This window comes from Pseudomonas sp. MAG002Y, assembly GCF_019400845.1.
Classification (GTDB): Bacteria; Pseudomonadota; Gammaproteobacteria; order Pseudomonadales; family Pseudomonadaceae; genus Chryseomonas; species Chryseomonas luteola.
Genome location: NZ_WOEJ01000011.1, coordinates 35,140 through 51,040, shown reverse-complemented (window position 1 = coordinate 51,040; position 15,901 = coordinate 35,140). Strand labels below are relative to the sequence as shown.

The 15,901-nt window shown below is 55.0% G+C and carries 16 protein-coding genes; all 16 read left to right on the top strand.

Features of this window, described 5'->3' with window-relative positions:
* The first annotated feature begins 34 nt into the window (after positions 1-34).
* On the top strand, positions 35-1,411 hold the full coding sequence (gene ffh, locus GM154_RS16250) for a signal recognition particle protein (protein WP_010797589.1): 1,377 nt from the start codon (positions 35-37) through the stop codon (positions 1,409-1,411).
* 156 nt (positions 1,412-1,567) lie between these two features.
* Positions 1,568-1,819: a 30S ribosomal protein S16 gene (gene rpsP, locus GM154_RS16245; protein WP_010797590.1), complete on the top strand. Its 252-nt coding sequence runs from the start codon at positions 1,568-1,570 to the stop codon at positions 1,817-1,819.
* Positions 1,820-1,824: 5 nt separating this feature from the next.
* Positions 1,825-2,364 carry a ribosome maturation factor RimM gene (gene rimM / locus GM154_RS16240; protein ID WP_122043137.1) on the top strand — a complete coding sequence of 180 codons (540 nt, stop codon included), beginning with the start codon at positions 1,825-1,827 and terminating at the stop codon, positions 2,362-2,364.
* Between the two features lie 3 nt (positions 2,365-2,367).
* Positions 2,368-3,111, top strand: a complete 744-nt coding sequence (trmD, locus tag GM154_RS16235; RefSeq protein WP_019366571.1) for a tRNA (guanosine(37)-N1)-methyltransferase TrmD — start codon at positions 2,368-2,370, stop codon at positions 3,109-3,111.
* Positions 3,112-3,156: 45 nt separating this feature from the next.
* Entirely contained in the window at positions 3,157-3,507 is a 351-nt protein-coding gene (rplS, locus tag GM154_RS16230; protein WP_019366570.1) for a 50S ribosomal protein L19, read from the top strand.
* A gap of 98 nt (positions 3,508-3,605) precedes the next feature.
* A complete protein-coding gene (locus GM154_RS16225) occupies positions 3,606-4,025 on the top strand; it encodes an acyl-CoA thioesterase (RefSeq protein WP_219652863.1) in 420 nt (139 codons plus the stop codon).
* Positions 4,026-4,040: 15 nt separating this feature from the next.
* Positions 4,041-4,931, top strand: a complete 891-nt coding sequence (gene xerD / locus GM154_RS16220) for a site-specific tyrosine recombinase XerD (protein ID WP_372238859.1) — start codon at positions 4,041-4,043, stop codon at positions 4,929-4,931.
* Positions 4,932-4,986: 55 nt separating this feature from the next.
* On the top strand, positions 4,987-5,715 hold the full coding sequence (locus GM154_RS16215) for a thioredoxin fold domain-containing protein (RefSeq protein ID WP_219652795.1): 729 nt from the start codon (positions 4,987-4,989) through the stop codon (positions 5,713-5,715).
* A gap of 161 nt (positions 5,716-5,876) precedes the next feature.
* On the top strand, positions 5,877-7,181 hold the full coding sequence (locus GM154_RS16210; protein ID WP_010797597.1) for a homoserine dehydrogenase: 1,305 nt from the start codon (positions 5,877-5,879) through the stop codon (positions 7,179-7,181).
* A 58-nt stretch (positions 7,182-7,239) separates the two neighbouring features.
* Positions 7,240-8,649 (top strand): threonine synthase, encoded by a 1,410-nt coding sequence (gene thrC, locus GM154_RS16205; RefSeq protein ID WP_219652794.1) that lies wholly within the window; start codon positions 7,240-7,242, stop codon positions 8,647-8,649.
* Between the two features lie 94 nt (positions 8,650-8,743).
* Positions 8,744-9,886 (top strand): GGDEF domain-containing protein, encoded by a 1,143-nt coding sequence (locus GM154_RS16200; protein WP_308460616.1) that lies wholly within the window; start codon positions 8,744-8,746, stop codon positions 9,884-9,886.
* A gap of 62 nt (positions 9,887-9,948) precedes the next feature.
* Positions 9,949-10,488, top strand: a complete 540-nt coding sequence (locus GM154_RS16195) for a YaeQ family protein (protein ID WP_219652793.1) — start codon at positions 9,949-9,951, stop codon at positions 10,486-10,488.
* 113 nt (positions 10,489-10,601) lie between these two features.
* Positions 10,602-12,317 carry a single-stranded-DNA-specific exonuclease RecJ gene (gene recJ / locus GM154_RS16190; RefSeq protein WP_219652792.1) on the top strand — a complete coding sequence of 572 codons (1,716 nt, stop codon included), beginning with the start codon at positions 10,602-10,604 and terminating at the stop codon, positions 12,315-12,317.
* 98 nt (positions 12,318-12,415) lie between these two features.
* Entirely contained in the window at positions 12,416-13,519 is a 1,104-nt protein-coding gene (locus GM154_RS16185) for an NADH:flavin oxidoreductase/NADH oxidase (protein ID WP_219652791.1), read from the top strand.
* 154 nt (positions 13,520-13,673) lie between these two features.
* Positions 13,674-14,390, top strand: a complete 717-nt coding sequence (locus tag GM154_RS16180) for a tellurite resistance TerB family protein (protein WP_219652861.1) — start codon at positions 13,674-13,676, stop codon at positions 14,388-14,390.
* 379 nt (positions 14,391-14,769) lie between these two features.
* Positions 14,770-15,865, top strand: a protein-coding gene (gene prfB / locus GM154_RS16175) for a peptide chain release factor 2 (protein WP_100217761.1) whose coding sequence is annotated in 2 segments (ribosomal slippage) — positions 14,770-14,841 and positions 14,843-15,865 — 1,095 coding nt in all. Because the reading frame shifts where the segments join, the coding sequence is not laid out codon by codon here.
* Positions 15,866-15,901: the final 36 nt, after the last annotated feature.

Genomic DNA, 15,901 nt, shown 5'->3' with positions numbered 1-15,901 from the left:
TTCACAACCTGCCGCCAGTTTTGGACGCATTTGCATGTTTGAAAACCTGACAGATAGACTTTCACAGAGCCTTCGCCATATCACTGGCAAGGCAAAATTGACCGAAGACAACATCAAGGACACGCTGCGTGAAGTGCGCATGGCGCTCCTTGAGGCGGACGTGGCGTTGCCGGTCGTCAAGGATTTCGTCAATAAGGTCAGGGACCGTGCCGTAGGCACTGAAGTCTCCAAGAGCCTCACTCCTGGCCAAGCCTTCGTGAAAATCGTTCGAGCCGAGCTCGAAGAGCTGATGGGGGCTGCAAACGAAGATCTGGCTCTCAATGTCTCTCCACCGGCCGTTATTCTCATGGCTGGTCTGCAGGGTGCAGGTAAGACTACTACAGCAGGCAAGCTGGCGCGCTTCCTGAAAGAGCGCAAGAAGAAAAGCGTTCTTGTTGTCTCTGCTGACGTCTATCGTCCTGCCGCGATCAAGCAGCTGGAAACCCTGGCTCATGAGGTCGGCGTTACGTTCTACCCCTCTGATATCAGCCAAAAGCCTGTTGCGATCGCCGAAGCCGCTGTGCGTGAAGCCAAGCTCAAGTTCATTGATGTCGTAATCGTGGATACCGCTGGTCGTTTGCATGTCGATGCAGAAATGATGGCTGAAATTCAGCAGGTTCATGCCGCGATCAAGCCTGCCGAGACGCTGTTTGTTGTGGATGCCATGACGGGTCAGGACGCGGCTAATACCGCCAAGGCCTTCAATGACGCGCTTCCCTTGACAGGCGTCGTGCTGACCAAGGTCGACGGTGACGCCCGTGGCGGTGCGGCATTGTCCGTGCGAGCCATTACAGGCAAGCCGATCAAATTCCTGGGCATGGGAGAAAAGAGCGAGGCGCTGGATCCTTTCCATCCTGATCGTATTGCTTCCCGTATTCTGGGTATGGGCGATGTGCTCAGCCTTATCGAGCAGGCCGAGCAGAACCTGGATAAGGAAAAAGCCGAAAAGCTGGCCAAGAAGCTCAAGAAGGGCAAAGGGTTCGATCTGGAAGACTTCCGTGACCAGCTTCGCCAGATGAAAAGTATGGGCGGCCTTGGCTCGCTTATGGACAAGCTTCCTACCATGATGGGTGGTGTCAATTTGTCCCAGATGGGAAATGCTCAGGGAGCAGCCGAAAAACAGTTCAAGCAGATGGAGGCTATTATCGACTCCATGACGCCTGCTGAGCGCCGTGATCCAGAAACGATCAGCGGCTCGCGTAAGCGTCGAATCGCCATGGGTTCCGGAACCCAGGTACAAGATGTAGGACGCCTCATCAAGCAGCATAAGCAGATGCAGAAAATGATGAAAAAGGTGACCTCCAAAGGCGGCTTGTCAAAGCTTATGCGTGGCATGGGTGGCATGTTCCCAGGAGGAATGCCCAAGCTGTAAATCCCCAGGTTGCTGCCGTTGGGCGATCAGCCCTGCATAAGATAGGGAAAAAGAGTTTGCAATCGCTCGGATTATCCTTAGAATATGCGGCCTTTCGGGCCTGAGGCCCAGCGTGCGTAACATTTGTAAAGCACCGACTACAGGAACAAAGTTCACATGTTAACCATCCGTCTTGCCCGTGGTGGCTCCAAGAAGCGCCCCTTCTATCACCTGACCGTGACTAACAGCCGTAACGCCCGTGATGGTCGTTTCGTTGAGCGCATCGGCTTCTTCAATCCGGTTGCTTCCGGTAATGAAATCCGTTTGTCTGTTGACTCCGAGCGCGCTAGCTACTGGCTGAGCCACGGTGCACAGCCGTCTGAGCGCGTTGCTCAGCTGCTCAAGGACTCTGCTAAGGCAACTGCCTGAAATTTATGAGTCAGACGCCTGCGCCTGAAGAGGACCTGGTTGTCCTCGGTAAGATTGTCTCGGTGTATGGCGTGCGTGGCGAAGTGAAGGTCTATTCCTTCACCGACCCCTTGGACAATCTGCTGGAGTATCGTCATTGGACCCTGCGTCGTGATGGCGAAATCCGCAAGATAAGTTTGGTAAAGGGCAGCCTTCACGGCAAAGTCCTGACGGCCAAGCTTAAAGGTCTGGATGATCGCGAAGAGGCGCGAGCCCTTTCAGGGTTCGAAATTTGTGTGCCTCGCCATGAGCTTCCAGGCCTGAACGAAGGTGATTACTACTGGTACCAGCTCGAAGGGCTGAAAGTGATCAACCAGGAAGGGCAGATGCTCGGCGTGGTGGATCATTTGCTTGAGACTGGTTCCAACGATGTCATGGTGGTAAAGCCATGTGTCGGCAGTCTGGACGATCGCGAACGTTTGTTGCCCTATGTTTTGGAGCAATTCGTCAAGTCGATTGATCTAGTGGCAGGTGAGATGCGGGTTGACTGGGACGCGGATTTTTAAATCATGCGTGTCGACGTCATCAGTATCTTTCCTGAAGTATTCACAGCCGTCCGTGATTTCGGGATTACCGGTCGTGCGGTCAAGCAGGGGTTACTTCAACTCAATTGCCTGAATCCGCGGGACTATACCGAAGACCGGCATCAGACTGTTGATGATCGTCCTTTTGGGGGTGGTCCCGGCATGGTGATGAAAATTCAGCCATTGGAGCGGGCATTGAATGATGCACGCAGCAAGGCTGAGGGCTCGGTAAAAGTAATTTACCTCTCCCCTCAAGGGCGACAGCTGTCGCAGCAAGGGGTGAAGGAGCTGGCGAAAGAAGAACACCTCATTCTGATCGCTGGTCGTTACGAAGGTATCGACGAGCGCTTTATTGAAGCGCACGTTGATGAAGAATGGTCGATTGGTGACTATGTGCTGTCTGGCGGCGAGCTGCCAGCAATGGTCCTGATCGATGCGGTGACGAGGCTACTGCCTGGAGCGTTGGGGCATGTAGATTCCGCCGAGCAGGACTCGTTTACGGACGGTCTGCTCGATTGTCCTCATTACACTCGACCTGAGGTGTATGAGGGACGGCGGGTACCTGATGTGCTGCTCAGTGGTAATCACGAGCATATCCGGCGTTGGCGTTTACAGCAGTCCCTTGGAAGGACCTATAAACGGCGCGCTGATCTTCTGGAAAGACGCTCGCTTTCTGGAGAAGAGCAGAAGCTGTTGGCGGAATTCCTTCGTCAACAGGACGATAGTTAACGTATCGATGGCAGGTCTGACGGCTTGTCTTAGGAGCACACTAGCATGACCAACAAGATTATTGCACAGCTTGAAGCTGAACAAATGAACAAGGAAATCCCGGCTTTCGCGCCCGGTGATACCGTAATCGTTCAAGTAAAAGTAAAGGAAGGCGACCGTCAGCGTCTGCAGGCCTTTGAAGGCGTTGTAATTGGCAAGCGTAACCGCGGCCTGAACAGTGCTTTCACCGTTCGCAAGATTTCCAACGGTGTAGGTGTAGAGCGTACCTTCCAAACTTACAGCCCCATGATCGACAGCATCAGCGTCAAGCGTCGCGGTGATGTTCGTAAAGCCAAGCTGTACTACCTGCGCGAACTGTCTGGCAAGGCAGCACGTATCAAGGAAAAGCTGGCTTAATTCAGCGATTCCACAAAAAAGCAGCCCTAGGGCTGCTTTTTTGTTGCATGGATGAAAAGTCAGTATGGTGAGTTAGCCAAGCGAGTTCCCGGATGTCCATGACCCCTAGAGAGCAAGAAATCGCACGCCGAGCAGAGCTGTCTGAAACGCGCGTGGCCAAAGCGGTATTTCCTCCTGATACCAATCATCATCACACGTTGTTTGGCGGGCAGGCGATGGCGTGGATGGATGAAGTCTCTTTCATTACGGCGACACGGTTTTGCCGTTTGCCGCTGGTAACGGTATCGACCGACCGTATCGATTTTAATCACGCCATTCCAGGTGGCTCTATCGTTGAGCTGATTGGTCGAGTGATAAAAGTGGGTAATACCAGCATCAAGGTGGGTGTCGAGGTTTACCTCGAGAGTATGTATAACGAAGGACGTGAACTGGCGATCAGTGGTGCTTTTAGCTTTGTTGCGATCGATGAGGATAAGCGTCCCGTCGCTGTTCTGCCGGACTTCCCTCAACACTCCTGAGTTGTAACACTGCCGATGCGAGATCATCCGTACATCAATCGATTTTTGGATGCCTTATGGCTTGAGAAAGGCTTATCCGAACACACGCGTGACGCCTATTCCAATGATTTAGGGCAGTTCAACGCCTGGTTGACGGAGCAGGGCGTTTCGCTTGAAAAAGCTGGTCGAGAGATGATTCTTGATCACTTGGCCTGGCGGCTGGACAAGGGTTACAAGGCACGCTCAACGGCGCGTTTTCTATCGAGCGTTCGTGGTTTTTATCGATATGCGGTTCGTGAAGGACTGATCGATGTTGATCCTACGCTACAGGTCGATATGCCTCGCCTTGGCGCTCCTCTACCCAAAAGCTTGTCCGAGGCAGATGTCGAGGCATTGCTTGCCGCACCGGATACTGATGACCCGCTGGGCTTGCGTGATCGAACCATGCTGGAGGTACTGTATGCAACGGGTCTTCGAGTCAGCGAGCTGGTTGGGTTGACGCTTCAGCAGGTAAATCTGCGACAGGGCTCGATGCGGGTGTTTGGCAAGGGAAACAAGGAGCGTCTGATTCCTCTGGGGGAGGAGGCTATCAATTGGCTGGAGCGGTATGTGAAGGAAGCGCGCGGCCTGTTACAGAACGGGTTGGCATCTGATGTGCTGTTTCCGAGCCTGCGTGGGACTGAAATGACGCGGCAGACCTTTTGGCACCGCATCAAGCTGCACGCCCAGGTGGCCTGTATCGACAAGCCGCTTTCACCCCATACGCTACGCCATGCCTTTGCAACCCATCTGCTCAACCATGGTGCTGACTTGCGTACCGTACAAATGCTTTTAGGCCATTCAAGCCTTTCGACAACCCAGATTTACACGCATATCGCCCGGGCTCGTTTGCAGGCTCTGCATGCGGAACATCATCCTCGCGGTTAAATTGTAGGGTCGGCCTCTGTGGTAGGCTGGCAGCTATTGTTCACAGGAGTTATTCATGCGCATTACTCGTTTGGTGCTGGCGGTTTGCCTGGGGCTCGCAAGTACTTTTGCAATGGCTGAATCCGAGCAGGCTATCCGTAAGACCTTGAGTGCACTACAGCCTGATCTGGGTATCGAGTCGATTGGGAAAAGCCCTTTTGAAGGCCTTTATGAGGTTCAGCTCAAGGGCGGGCGTATCCTGTATGCCAGTGTTGATGGGCAATACATCGTTCAAGGATACCTGTACCAGTATAAGGACGGTCACGCCGTTAACCTGACGGAACAGGCTGAAAATGCAGCAGTGGCCAAGCAGATCAATGGTTTGGACAAGCAGCAGATGGTCGTCTTTCCGGCAGTGGGCGAGACGAAAGCTCACATTACAGTTTTTACGGATACCACATGCCCTTATTGCCAGAAGCTACACGCCGAAGTTCCCAAGTTGAACAAGCAGGGTATCGAGGTGCGTTATTTGGCATTCCCGCGTCAAGGTTTAAATTCGGCGGGGTATAAGCAGCTTGAGGCAGTATGGTGCTCCAAGGATCGGGCCGAGGCGATGGAGCGCATGTTCGAGGGTAAGGAAATCAAGGCTGCCTCCTGTGAGGATCCGGTTGCGAAGCAGTTCACTCTGGGGCAACAGATTGGCATTCAGGGCACGCCTGCCATTATTCTTGCCAATGGACATATGATCCCTGGTTACCAGCCAGCGTCAGAATTGGTAAATGACGCGCTGGCAGCCGGTAAATAGGTATAGTGCAGTCATGACGGCCGAGCTAAGCTCGGCCGTTTGGTCTTGACGATAAGCCTGAGCGATACGTGGCAGCCAAGCGGCGTGCTTGAGGTAAACTCCGTTTCCAAGTTTTTATCAGCCCGGGTGTTCTACCGAGGCCTACAGCAGGGGAATAAAGCGTGAAACCGGTAAAAGTGGGTATTTGCGGACTGGGTACCGTGGGTGGCGGTACTTTCAATGTGCTCAAACGAAACGCTGAAGAGATTGCACGTCGTGCCGGCCGTGGTATTGAAGTAGCACAGATTGCTCAGCGTCGTCCTAATCCCAAGTGTGATACCGGTATTACCCCGATTACCGACGATGTGTTCGCTGTGGTGGATAACCCGGAAATCGATGTGGTGGTCGAGCTAATTGGTGGTTACACAGTGGCCCGTGAATTGGTCATGCGTGCAATCAACAACGGCAAGCATGTGGTTACCGCAAACAAGGCGTTGATCGCAGTGCATGGCAATGAGATTTTTGCCAGGGCGCGTGAAAAAGGCGTCATCGTAGCCTTCGAAGCGTCGGTTGCTGGAGGCATTCCTGTTATCAAAGCTGTGCGTGAGGGCCTTGCGGCTAACCGCATCAATTGGGTGGCGGGAATCATCAACGGTACTGGCAACTTTATCCTGACCGAAATGCGCGAAAAGGGCCGTACGTTCGAAGACGTACTCAAGGAAGCCCAGGCGCTCGGTTATGCCGAGGCGGATCCAACCTTTGATGTTGAAGGTATCGATGCGGCGCATAAACTTACCATTCTGGCATCCATTGCCTTTGGTATTCCGCTTCAGTTCGATAAGGCCTACACCGAAGGCATTACCACGCTGACCACGGCCGACGTTGGTTATGCCGAGGCACTGGGTTACCGCATCAAGCATCTGGGCGTTGCGCGCAGCACCGAGAAGGGTATTGAGCTACGTGTTCATCCCACCCTGATTCCAGCCGATCGCCTGATTGCCAACGTAAATGGGGTAATGAATGCCGTCATGGTTAACGGTGATGCGGTGGGTTCGACACTGTTTTATGGCGCAGGCGCTGGTATGGAGCCAACGGCCTCTTCCGTAGTGGCTGATCTTGTCGATGTGGTACGTGCCATGACGTCAGATCCGGAAAATCGCGTTCCGCACTTGGCCTTCCAGCCTGACGCTTTGTCCGATCATCCGGTATTGCCTATCGAAGCCTGTGAGAGCGCCTACTACCTGCGTATCCAAGCCAAGGACCATCCAGGTGTGTTGGCCCAGGTGGCAAGTATCCTGTCGGAGCGTGGCATTAATATAGAGTCGATTATGCAGAAGGAAGCCGAGGAACATGACGGCTTGATTCCCATGATTCTGCTGACCCACCGGGTACATGAACAGCATATGAATGAAGCCATCAAGGCGCTTGAGTCACTTGAGGATGTGGTAGGGGCTGTTGTTCGTATCCGAGTCGAACATCTGAACTGATCCAGGCCGGCCGGATGATGGATCCGGCTATCAGCTGCTCTAATTGAAGGTTAAATCGATGCGTTACATCAGCACCCGCGGCAATGCGCCAGCGTTGAATTTCGAAGACGTTCTGTTGGCTGGCCTGGCCAGTGACGGAGGTCTGTATGTGCCGGAAAATCTGCCGCGGTTTACTCAGGAAGAGATTGCTTCCTGGGCTGGGCTGCCTTATCACGAGTTGGCGTTCCGCGTCATGCGCCCGTTCGTTGAGGGCAGTATCAGCGATACCGACTTCAAACAGATTCTTGAGGAAACGTATGGCGCATTCGCTCACCGTGCGATTGCGCCGCTGCGTCAGCTCAATGCCAATGAATGGGTGATGGAGCTTTTCCATGGCCCAACCCTGGCGTTCAAGGATTTCGCACTACAGCTGCTGGGCCGTCTGCTGGATCATATTCTGCTCAAGCGGGATGAGCGCGTCGTGATCATCGGCGCCACTTCGGGCGATACGGGGTCTGCTGCTATTGAGGGCTGCCGTCGTTGCGAGAAGGTAGACATTTTCATTCTGCATCCTCACCAGCGTGTATCTGAGGTCCAGCGCCGTCAGATGACGACCATCCTTGGCGAAAATATCCATAACATCGCCATCGAAGGCAATTTTGATGATTGTCAGGAGATGGTGAAGGCGAGTTTTGCCGATCAGAGCTTCCTCAAGGGCACGCGTCTGGTTGCCGTAAACTCGATCAACTGGGCGCGCATCATGGCCCAGATCGTTTATTACTTCCATGCAGCGCTGCAGTTGGGTGCCCCGGCGCGCTCCGTAGCGTTCTCCGTTCCGACCGGTAACTTTGGCGATATATTCGCAGGATACCTGGCGCGTAACATGGGGCTGCCTGTAAGTCAGCTTGTTGTAGCAACCAATCGCAACGATATCCTGCATCGCTTCATGAGCGGCAACCAGTATTTCAAGGAAACGTTGCACGCCTCGCTATCGCCCTCCATGGATATCATGGTGTCGTCCAACTTCGAACGTTTGTTGTTCGACCTGCACGGACGTAACGGTGTGGCGTTGGCCAAGCTGATGAGCACGTTCAAGGCCACGGGCAAACTCTCTGTTGAAGAAGATCGTTGGGTTGAAGCGCGTAAGCTGTTTGATTCATTGGCGGTAAGTGATGAAGACACGTGCGCTACCATCGCTGATGTCTTCAAGCGTACCGGTGAGGTGCTTGATCCGCATACGGCAATTGGCGTCAAGGCGGCGCGAGAGTGTCGTCGTAACCTGTCTACGCCGATGGTGGTGCTAGGAACAGCACACCCCGTCAAGTTTCCTGACGCGGTCGAGAAGGCCGGTATTGGTAAGGCGCTGGAGCTTCCGGCTCACCTGAGCGATCTATTCCAACGCGAGGAGCGCTGCACTGTGCTGCCTAACGCCATTGAGGCGGTACAGGCTTTTGTCGCTCAACATGGTAATCGCGGCAGGCCGCTCTAAATAGCGTTCAGGGGCGGATGCTGTTCTGGCATTCGCTCCTGACCAGCTTCCCCTTGCTCGTTTGATTGACACGCGTACTGCCAGGAGGGCTGTCGTGACTTTGAGCATGCCTACGCTACTTGTGACCAATGTGTATGTACTCGTTCTGCTTGGCGTGCTGATGCTATTTGCATGGGCAAGAGGGAGCCGCGAGGCAACTCTGGGCTTTCTGTGCGTGATGCTATGGTCCGGCGCGCTGGGGCTGGTAATAGGCAGCCTGCGTGGACGAGGAGTGGATGCGTTGCCTATCGTGCTGGGGAACGTGCTTGTTCATGTCTGTTATGCCATGGGGTGGACTGCCATACGAGCTTTTTCCGGGCGACGAGTACTCTGGCCCGGAGTGTGGGCTGGAAGTTTACTATGGTTGCTTGCCTGTCTGATTCCCGCCTTTTATGGCTCGCTGGCCGCACGAATTCAACTGAGCTCGCTGGTAATTGTCAGCTATACCGTGTTGGCAGGTTATGAACTCTGGCGCTCCCGGAACGAAAATCAGGTATCGCTGGCGGCCTTGTTCAGTCTGTTTGGATTGCACAGTGCTTTTTATGTCGGTCGTTTCTTTCTGGATCGCTCACTGCCGTTCGCCGGGGAAAGTCATGGAATCGACTTTGCGGCGTTTCTGCTGCTCGAGACCTTGTTGTACAGCATTGGTCTGACGTTTGCGGCGACAGCCATGGTGCAGCAACGAACGGAGAGGCGTTACCGGCAAGCCTCGTTGACGGACTCGCTGACAGGTATTGGCAATCGACGGTCCTTCGTCGAAGACAGCGAAAACATGCTGCGTCACTGCCAGGTTCAGCATAGCCCTGTGACATTGCTACTGTGTGATATGGATAATTTCAAACAGCTCAATGACAGGCATGGTCATCAGGCTGGAGACCAAGCATTGGTAGCCTTTTGTGAGGTGGCCAGGATGCGGCTTCGAAAACGTGATGTTTTTGGTCGTTTGGGCGGCGAAGAGTTTGCGTGCCTGCTACCAGACACCACTACTGAAGCGGCGTATCAAATGGCTGAGCGGATACGGAAGGAATTTGCTTCATGCTCACGGGTAGCAGGGGTTTCCTTGAGTATCAGCATTGGTGTAGCCAGTTCGGCGGAGGCGGGTTATGTGCTTGATTCGCTGATTGCCCTGGCTGATAAGGGATTATATGAAGCCAAGGGGCTCGGCAAGAATCGAAGTGTCATTAGCCAGCCTGTCTGAGCAAGCCACTTTTCAAGCGTTTTCACGGTACACTGGTCAGCTTTACTTTCGAGCGGACATTCATGGCCCTGCAAGCCACGCCTTATAAAGTTGAACTTAACCTGACTGATCTGGACCGCAGCGTCTACGAGAACCTGCGTTTTACCGTTGCTCGTCATCCCTCCGAAACCGAAGAGCGTCTGGCTGTGCGCATCCTGGGGTACGCCCTGTGGTACGGCGAGCAGCTTGGGTTTGGGCGGGGACTTTCCGATGTAGATGAGCCTGCCCTTTGGGAAAAGAGTCTCGATGATCGTGTACTGCATTGGATTGAAGTAGGGCAGCCTGATGCTGAGCGCCTGGTCTGGTGTTCTCGCCGTGCGGAGCGGGTCAGCTTGCTTGCCTATGGCAATTTGCGGGTCTGGCAGAGCAAGGTAGTCGATTCGGTGAAGATGCTGAAGAACCTGAACATTGCAGCGGTGCCTGTTGAGCCGCTGGCTGCATTGGCTACTAATCTGCCACGCTCGATCAGCTGGAGCGTAATGATCAGTGAGGGGACTGTGTTCGTGACGGACGAGCGTGGTCAACACGAGCTTCATCTCGACTGGTTGATGGGTGAGCGTTGATTCATCGGAAAACGCTTTAAAAGCCATGGAAGCAGACGCATCTTGAATCTATCCATGGCTTGAGCCGTCTGGTCGGCCTGTTCTCTATTTCTGTTGTAATACTTGAGTAATCGATGCGTATCGAACTTCGTTCCCTGCCGGATGAATTGCCCGATCTGGGTGATCTTCCGCCGCTACTGACCCGTCTTTATGCCGCGCGTGGTGTGAAGAGTGCTGATGAGCTTGAAAAGGGGCTAGCGCGGTTACATCCCTATCGGTTGTTCAAAGGGATGGATGACGCCATCGGGCTGCTGGTCGATGCGCTGGCTAAGCGTCAACGCATCCTGGTCGTGGGTGATTTTGACGCTGATGGCGCAACCGCTACCAGTGTGGCGGTTCTTGCCTTGCGCAGCCTGGGCGCCGCTTGGGTCGATTACCTTGTTCCCAATCGCTTTGAATACGGGTATGGGCTGACGCCTGAAATCGTCGCGGTTGCCCGGGAGCGCCAGCCTGACCTACTGGTGACCGTGGATAACGGAATTTCCAGCATAGACGGTGTCGAGGCTGCCAAAGCCGCAGGAATGCGCGTGCTGGTGACCGATCACCATTTGCCGGGCCATGAGTTACCCGCTGCTCATGCGATCGTTAACCCCAACCAGCCTGCCTGTGAGTTTCCCAGCAAGTGCATTGCTGGCGTGGGCGTTATCTTCTACGTGATGCTTGCACTGCGGACGCGGCTGCGTGAAGAGGGCTGGTTCGATGCGCTGAACATCAAGGAACCTAATCTGGCTGAGCTGCTGGATATGGTTGCGCTGGGCAGTGTTGCCGACGTGGTCCCACTGGATGCCAATAATCGGATTCTGGTGCATCAGGGGTTGGCGCGTATACGTGCCGGGCGTGCTCGCCCGGGGCTCAGGGCCTTGCTGGAAGTGGCCGGCCGGCAGCCGGGCAAGATCACGTCTACTGACCTGGGGTTCATTCTTGGGCCGCGCCTGAATGCGGCGGGGCGGCTGGATGACATGTCGCTTGGAATCGAGTGCCTGCTGTGCGAGGACGAAGCCCTTGCACGGGACATGGCTGTCCAACTGGACCAGCTTAATAAGGATCGAAAACTGATCGAGCAGGGCATGCAGCGTGAGGCCTTGGCGCAGCTCAAGGAATTGCCCAAGGATGATATGCCGTTCGGGTTGTGCCTGTTTGATCCCGAATGGCATCAGGGCGTCATTGGTATTCTGGCGTCTCGTCTCAAGGAACGTTACCACCGGCCCACGCTGGCCTTTGCCGATGCCGGTGACGGCATGCTCAAGGGCTCGGCACGTTCGGTTCCGGGGTTTCATATCCGTGATGCGCTGGATGCTGTTGCGGCGCGTCATCCTGGGCTGATCACTAAGTTCGGCGGGCACGCCATGGCAGCGGGGCTGTCACTGCCTCAGGAGAATTTCGGTGCGTTTGCTGCCGCTTTCGATGCGGAAGTCAGACGGCATCTAGTCGAGGATGATCTGACAGGGCGTTTGCAGTCGGATGGTTCGCTGGAAACTTGCGATTTTCAACTGGAGATTGCACGTGCACTCAAGCATGCCGGCCCCTGGGGGCAGCATTTCCCCGAGCCGATGTTTCACGGTGTGTTTGAAGTTGTGCAGCAGCGTATTGTGGGTGAGCGGCATTTGAAGCTGGTCTTGAAGAGTGAGTGCGGAAGCATCCAGCTGGACGGCATTGCGTTCAACATCAATCGCGAGATCTGGCCGAATCCGCAAATTCGCTGGGTCGAAGCCGCCTACCGCCTGGATGTGAACGAATTTCGTGGTCAGGAAAGCGTGCAGCTGATTGTGGTTCACCTGACGCCAAAGTGAAGTAATAGGCCTCATAAAAATAGTTGCATTGCTATCGAAATGATCATTCCGGCAAAGTAAGGCTCTAATAGATTCAAGTCCTTGTGCCGAGAGCGATCATGAGCAAACTTTTTGAGCCTTTTACCCTTCGCCAACTGACGCTTCCGAATCGCGTTGTGGTTTCCCCCATGTGCCAATATTCGAGCGAAGACGGTTTCGCCAATGATTGGCACATGGTCCACCTGGGCAGCCGTGCCGTTGGTGGCGCGGGTCTGGTCATCAGTGAAGCTGTTGCCGTTACGCCAGAAGGTCGTATTACTCCGCAGGATCTGGGCCTATGGAAGGACGAGCAGATCGAGCCGCTGCGCCGAATCACGCACTTCATTCAGTCACAGGGCGCGGTACCAGGTATCCAGATTGCCCATGCCGGGCGTAAAGCCAGTACGTGGCGTCCTTGGGAAGGCAAGCACGGCAGCGTTCCTATCGCTGAAGGTGGCTGGGTTCCCGTAGCTCCGTCAGCGATAGCCTTTGACCCCCAGCACACACGTCCTACCGAGCTGGATGCTGAGGGTATTGCCGGTCTCTCCAAAGCCTTTGTCGCAACAGCCGAGCGCGCATTGGCTGCCGGGTTCAAGGTTGCTGAAATCCACGCGGCCCACGGTTATCTGCTACATCAGTTTCTTTCACCGATTTCAAACCAGCGTAGTGATCAATATGGTGGCAGCTTCGATAACCGTATCCGTTTCCTGTTGGAGGTTACACAAGCCATTCGAGCCGTCTGGCCTGATGAGCTGCCTGTCTTTGTTCGGTTATCAGCAACCGATTGGGTCGAAGATGGCTGGAATGTGGACGAGACGGTAGAGCTGGCCAAGCGCTTGAAACCCTTAGGTGTCGATCTGATTGATGTCTCCTCGGGAGGTACTGCGGCAAACGCCGAAATCCCGGTAGGCCCAGGTTATCAAACGCAATTTGCAGAGCGGGTTCGCAAGGAGGCTGATATTGCCAGTGGCGCCGTTGGCATGATTACCGATGCGGCCCAGGCTGAGCACATCATTCGTACCGGTCAGGCCGATGTGGTACTGCTGGCACGCGAACTGCTGCGTGATCCGCACTGGCCGCTGCAGGCCGCTGAAGCATTGCGCGACAAGGTTTCCTGGCCCGCACAGTACGTTCGCGCGGCACACCGGGATACGCCCCTTCGCAAGCCGCTATCGTTTGATTGACCCTGTCAGGGCGAGCTTCCAATAGGTTCGCCCTGTTTAATCCTCCCTCCAAGCGTCCCTGCAATATCTCGCAGCAGAAGAGCGCTCCGCTGCATGAACCATCTGCCGGTGTGTCTTGCCCTAATAGGTATCTGCCATTATCTGGAGAGCAATGATGCAAACACGTGGCCTGCTGGATCAATTACTCAAGACAGGGCAGGACATGCTCGCCAAGCAGGGCGGCCTGTCCGGTGCACTTGGAAAGTTGAATCAAGGTAATGCGAAGTCTCAAACCCCTTCGTCGAAAGACCCTCTGGGCGGCATGCTGTCGAGTGCAGGCGGCGGAGCGCTGGCCGCCAGTGTGTTGGGGATGCTTTTGCGCGGCAAGGGCGCCAGCCGTGTGGGAGGTGGCCGGATGGCCAAATATGGTGGGCTGGTCGCGCTGGGTACGCTGGCCTACCAGGCTTATACAAACTGGCAGAAAAGCCAGGCCAATGCGCCTCAGGTCGAGCCTCAGACAGTGGATCGTGCGCCGGAAGGAAAGGTGGAGCAGCACAGTCAGGCCATTCTGAAGGCACTTATTGCGGCAGCCAAGGCAGACGGGCATATCGATGATCAGGAGCGTAGGCTCATTGATGACGAAATGAATCGACATGCAGATGATCCTGAGCTTCAGAACTGGCTGCGTCAGGAAATCAATAAGCCGCTGGACCCTGCCGAAATTGCTGCCAGCGCCAAGACGCCGGAAATGGCTGCCGAGATTTACCTGGCAAGTCTGTTGATGGCCGATGATCAGCAAGTGATGGAAAAGGCGTATCTAGACGAGCTGGCGCGTCATCTGAACCTGGATCCTGCCCTCCGGGCTGAGTTGGATAGCAAGGCCAAGGGCTGATCATGTGTCCGGGCCGTCTTGCTCGGCGGCCTGGCCCATCAAGACATATTGATGTTTGCCGGGGGCAGTCTGGTGGTAGGCCTGCTGTTCCTGCGTGAGACCCGTCATGTCGATATTCACGCAGATTAAGCGCACTCAAAGGTCTGGGCTGTGTAGGCCGCGCTGTAAACTGTGCCGCCTGTATCGAATGTCGTACCGGTAGGCGCCAAGCGGCATGAGTCGACTAGAGCCTGCAGCAGCGCTTTTCCATGCTGCTGTAGGCCACTCGGAGGGGCTGAATAACGGAGGGACGAACAAACACCGGCAAAGGCTGCCGGATCGTAGCCGGTTGCAGTATACTCGCAGGCTTTTCCACGTTTTCCGCGAGTGATTGCCAGCCATGGAAATCAACCCGATTCTGAACAGTATCAAAGACCTTACCGGACGTACCCAGACTATTCGGGGGTATCTTTGACTACGATCATAAAAAAGATCGTTTGACCGAAGTTGAGCGCGAGCTCGAAGATCCAAGCGTCTGGAACAAGCCTGAGTACGCTCAGAGCCTTGGCAAGGAACGCGCCCAGCTGGCTCAGGTAGTCGAAACCCTTGATGAGCTTTCCGGTGGTCTGGCCGATGCAAACGACCTGCTGGAAATGGCTGCCGAGGAAAATGACGAAGGCGCTGTCAACGATGTGGCCACCGAGGTCGAGCGTTTGCGCGAGATTCTCGAGAAGCTCGAGTTCCGTCGCATGTTCAGTGGCGAGATGGATCCGAACAATGCCTACCTCGACATCCAGGCTGGTTCCGGTGGTACAGAGGCTCAGGATTGGGCCAATATGCTGCTGCGCATGTACCTGCGCTGGGCTGACAAACACGGCTTCGAGACGACCATCATGGAGCTCTCCGAAGGTGAAGTGGCAGGTATCAAGGGCGCAACCGTTCATGTGAAGGGTGAGTATGCGTTCGGCTGGCTCAAGACTGAAATCGGCGTACATCGCCTGGTTCGCAAGAGTCCATTCGATTCGGGCAACCGCCGCCACACGTCGTTTACGGCCGTCTTCGTTTCGCCGGAGATCGATGACAACATCGAAATCGAGATCAACCCAGCCGACCTGCGGATCGATACCTACCGTTCCTCCGGCGCGGGTGGTCAGCACGTTAACACCACGGACTCGGCGGTGCGTATCACCCACGTGCCCACCAACACGGTGGTCAGCTGCCAGAACGAGCGTTCCCAGCACGCCAACAAGGACACCGCCATGAAAATGCTGCGGGCCAAGTTGTATGAGCAGGAAATGCAGAAACGTACGGCCGCTTCCCAGGCATTGGAAGACTCCAAGTCCGATATCGGCTGGGGCCACCAGATCCGCTCCTATGTACTCGACCAGTCTCGGATCAAGGATCTGCGTACCGGCATCGAGAACAGCAACTGCGATGCGGTACTGGACGGCGACCTGGACGAGTTTATCGAGGCCAGCCTCAAGCAGGGCCTGTAACACTACCTTAAACGCCTTCTCCGACAGGGGAGGGCT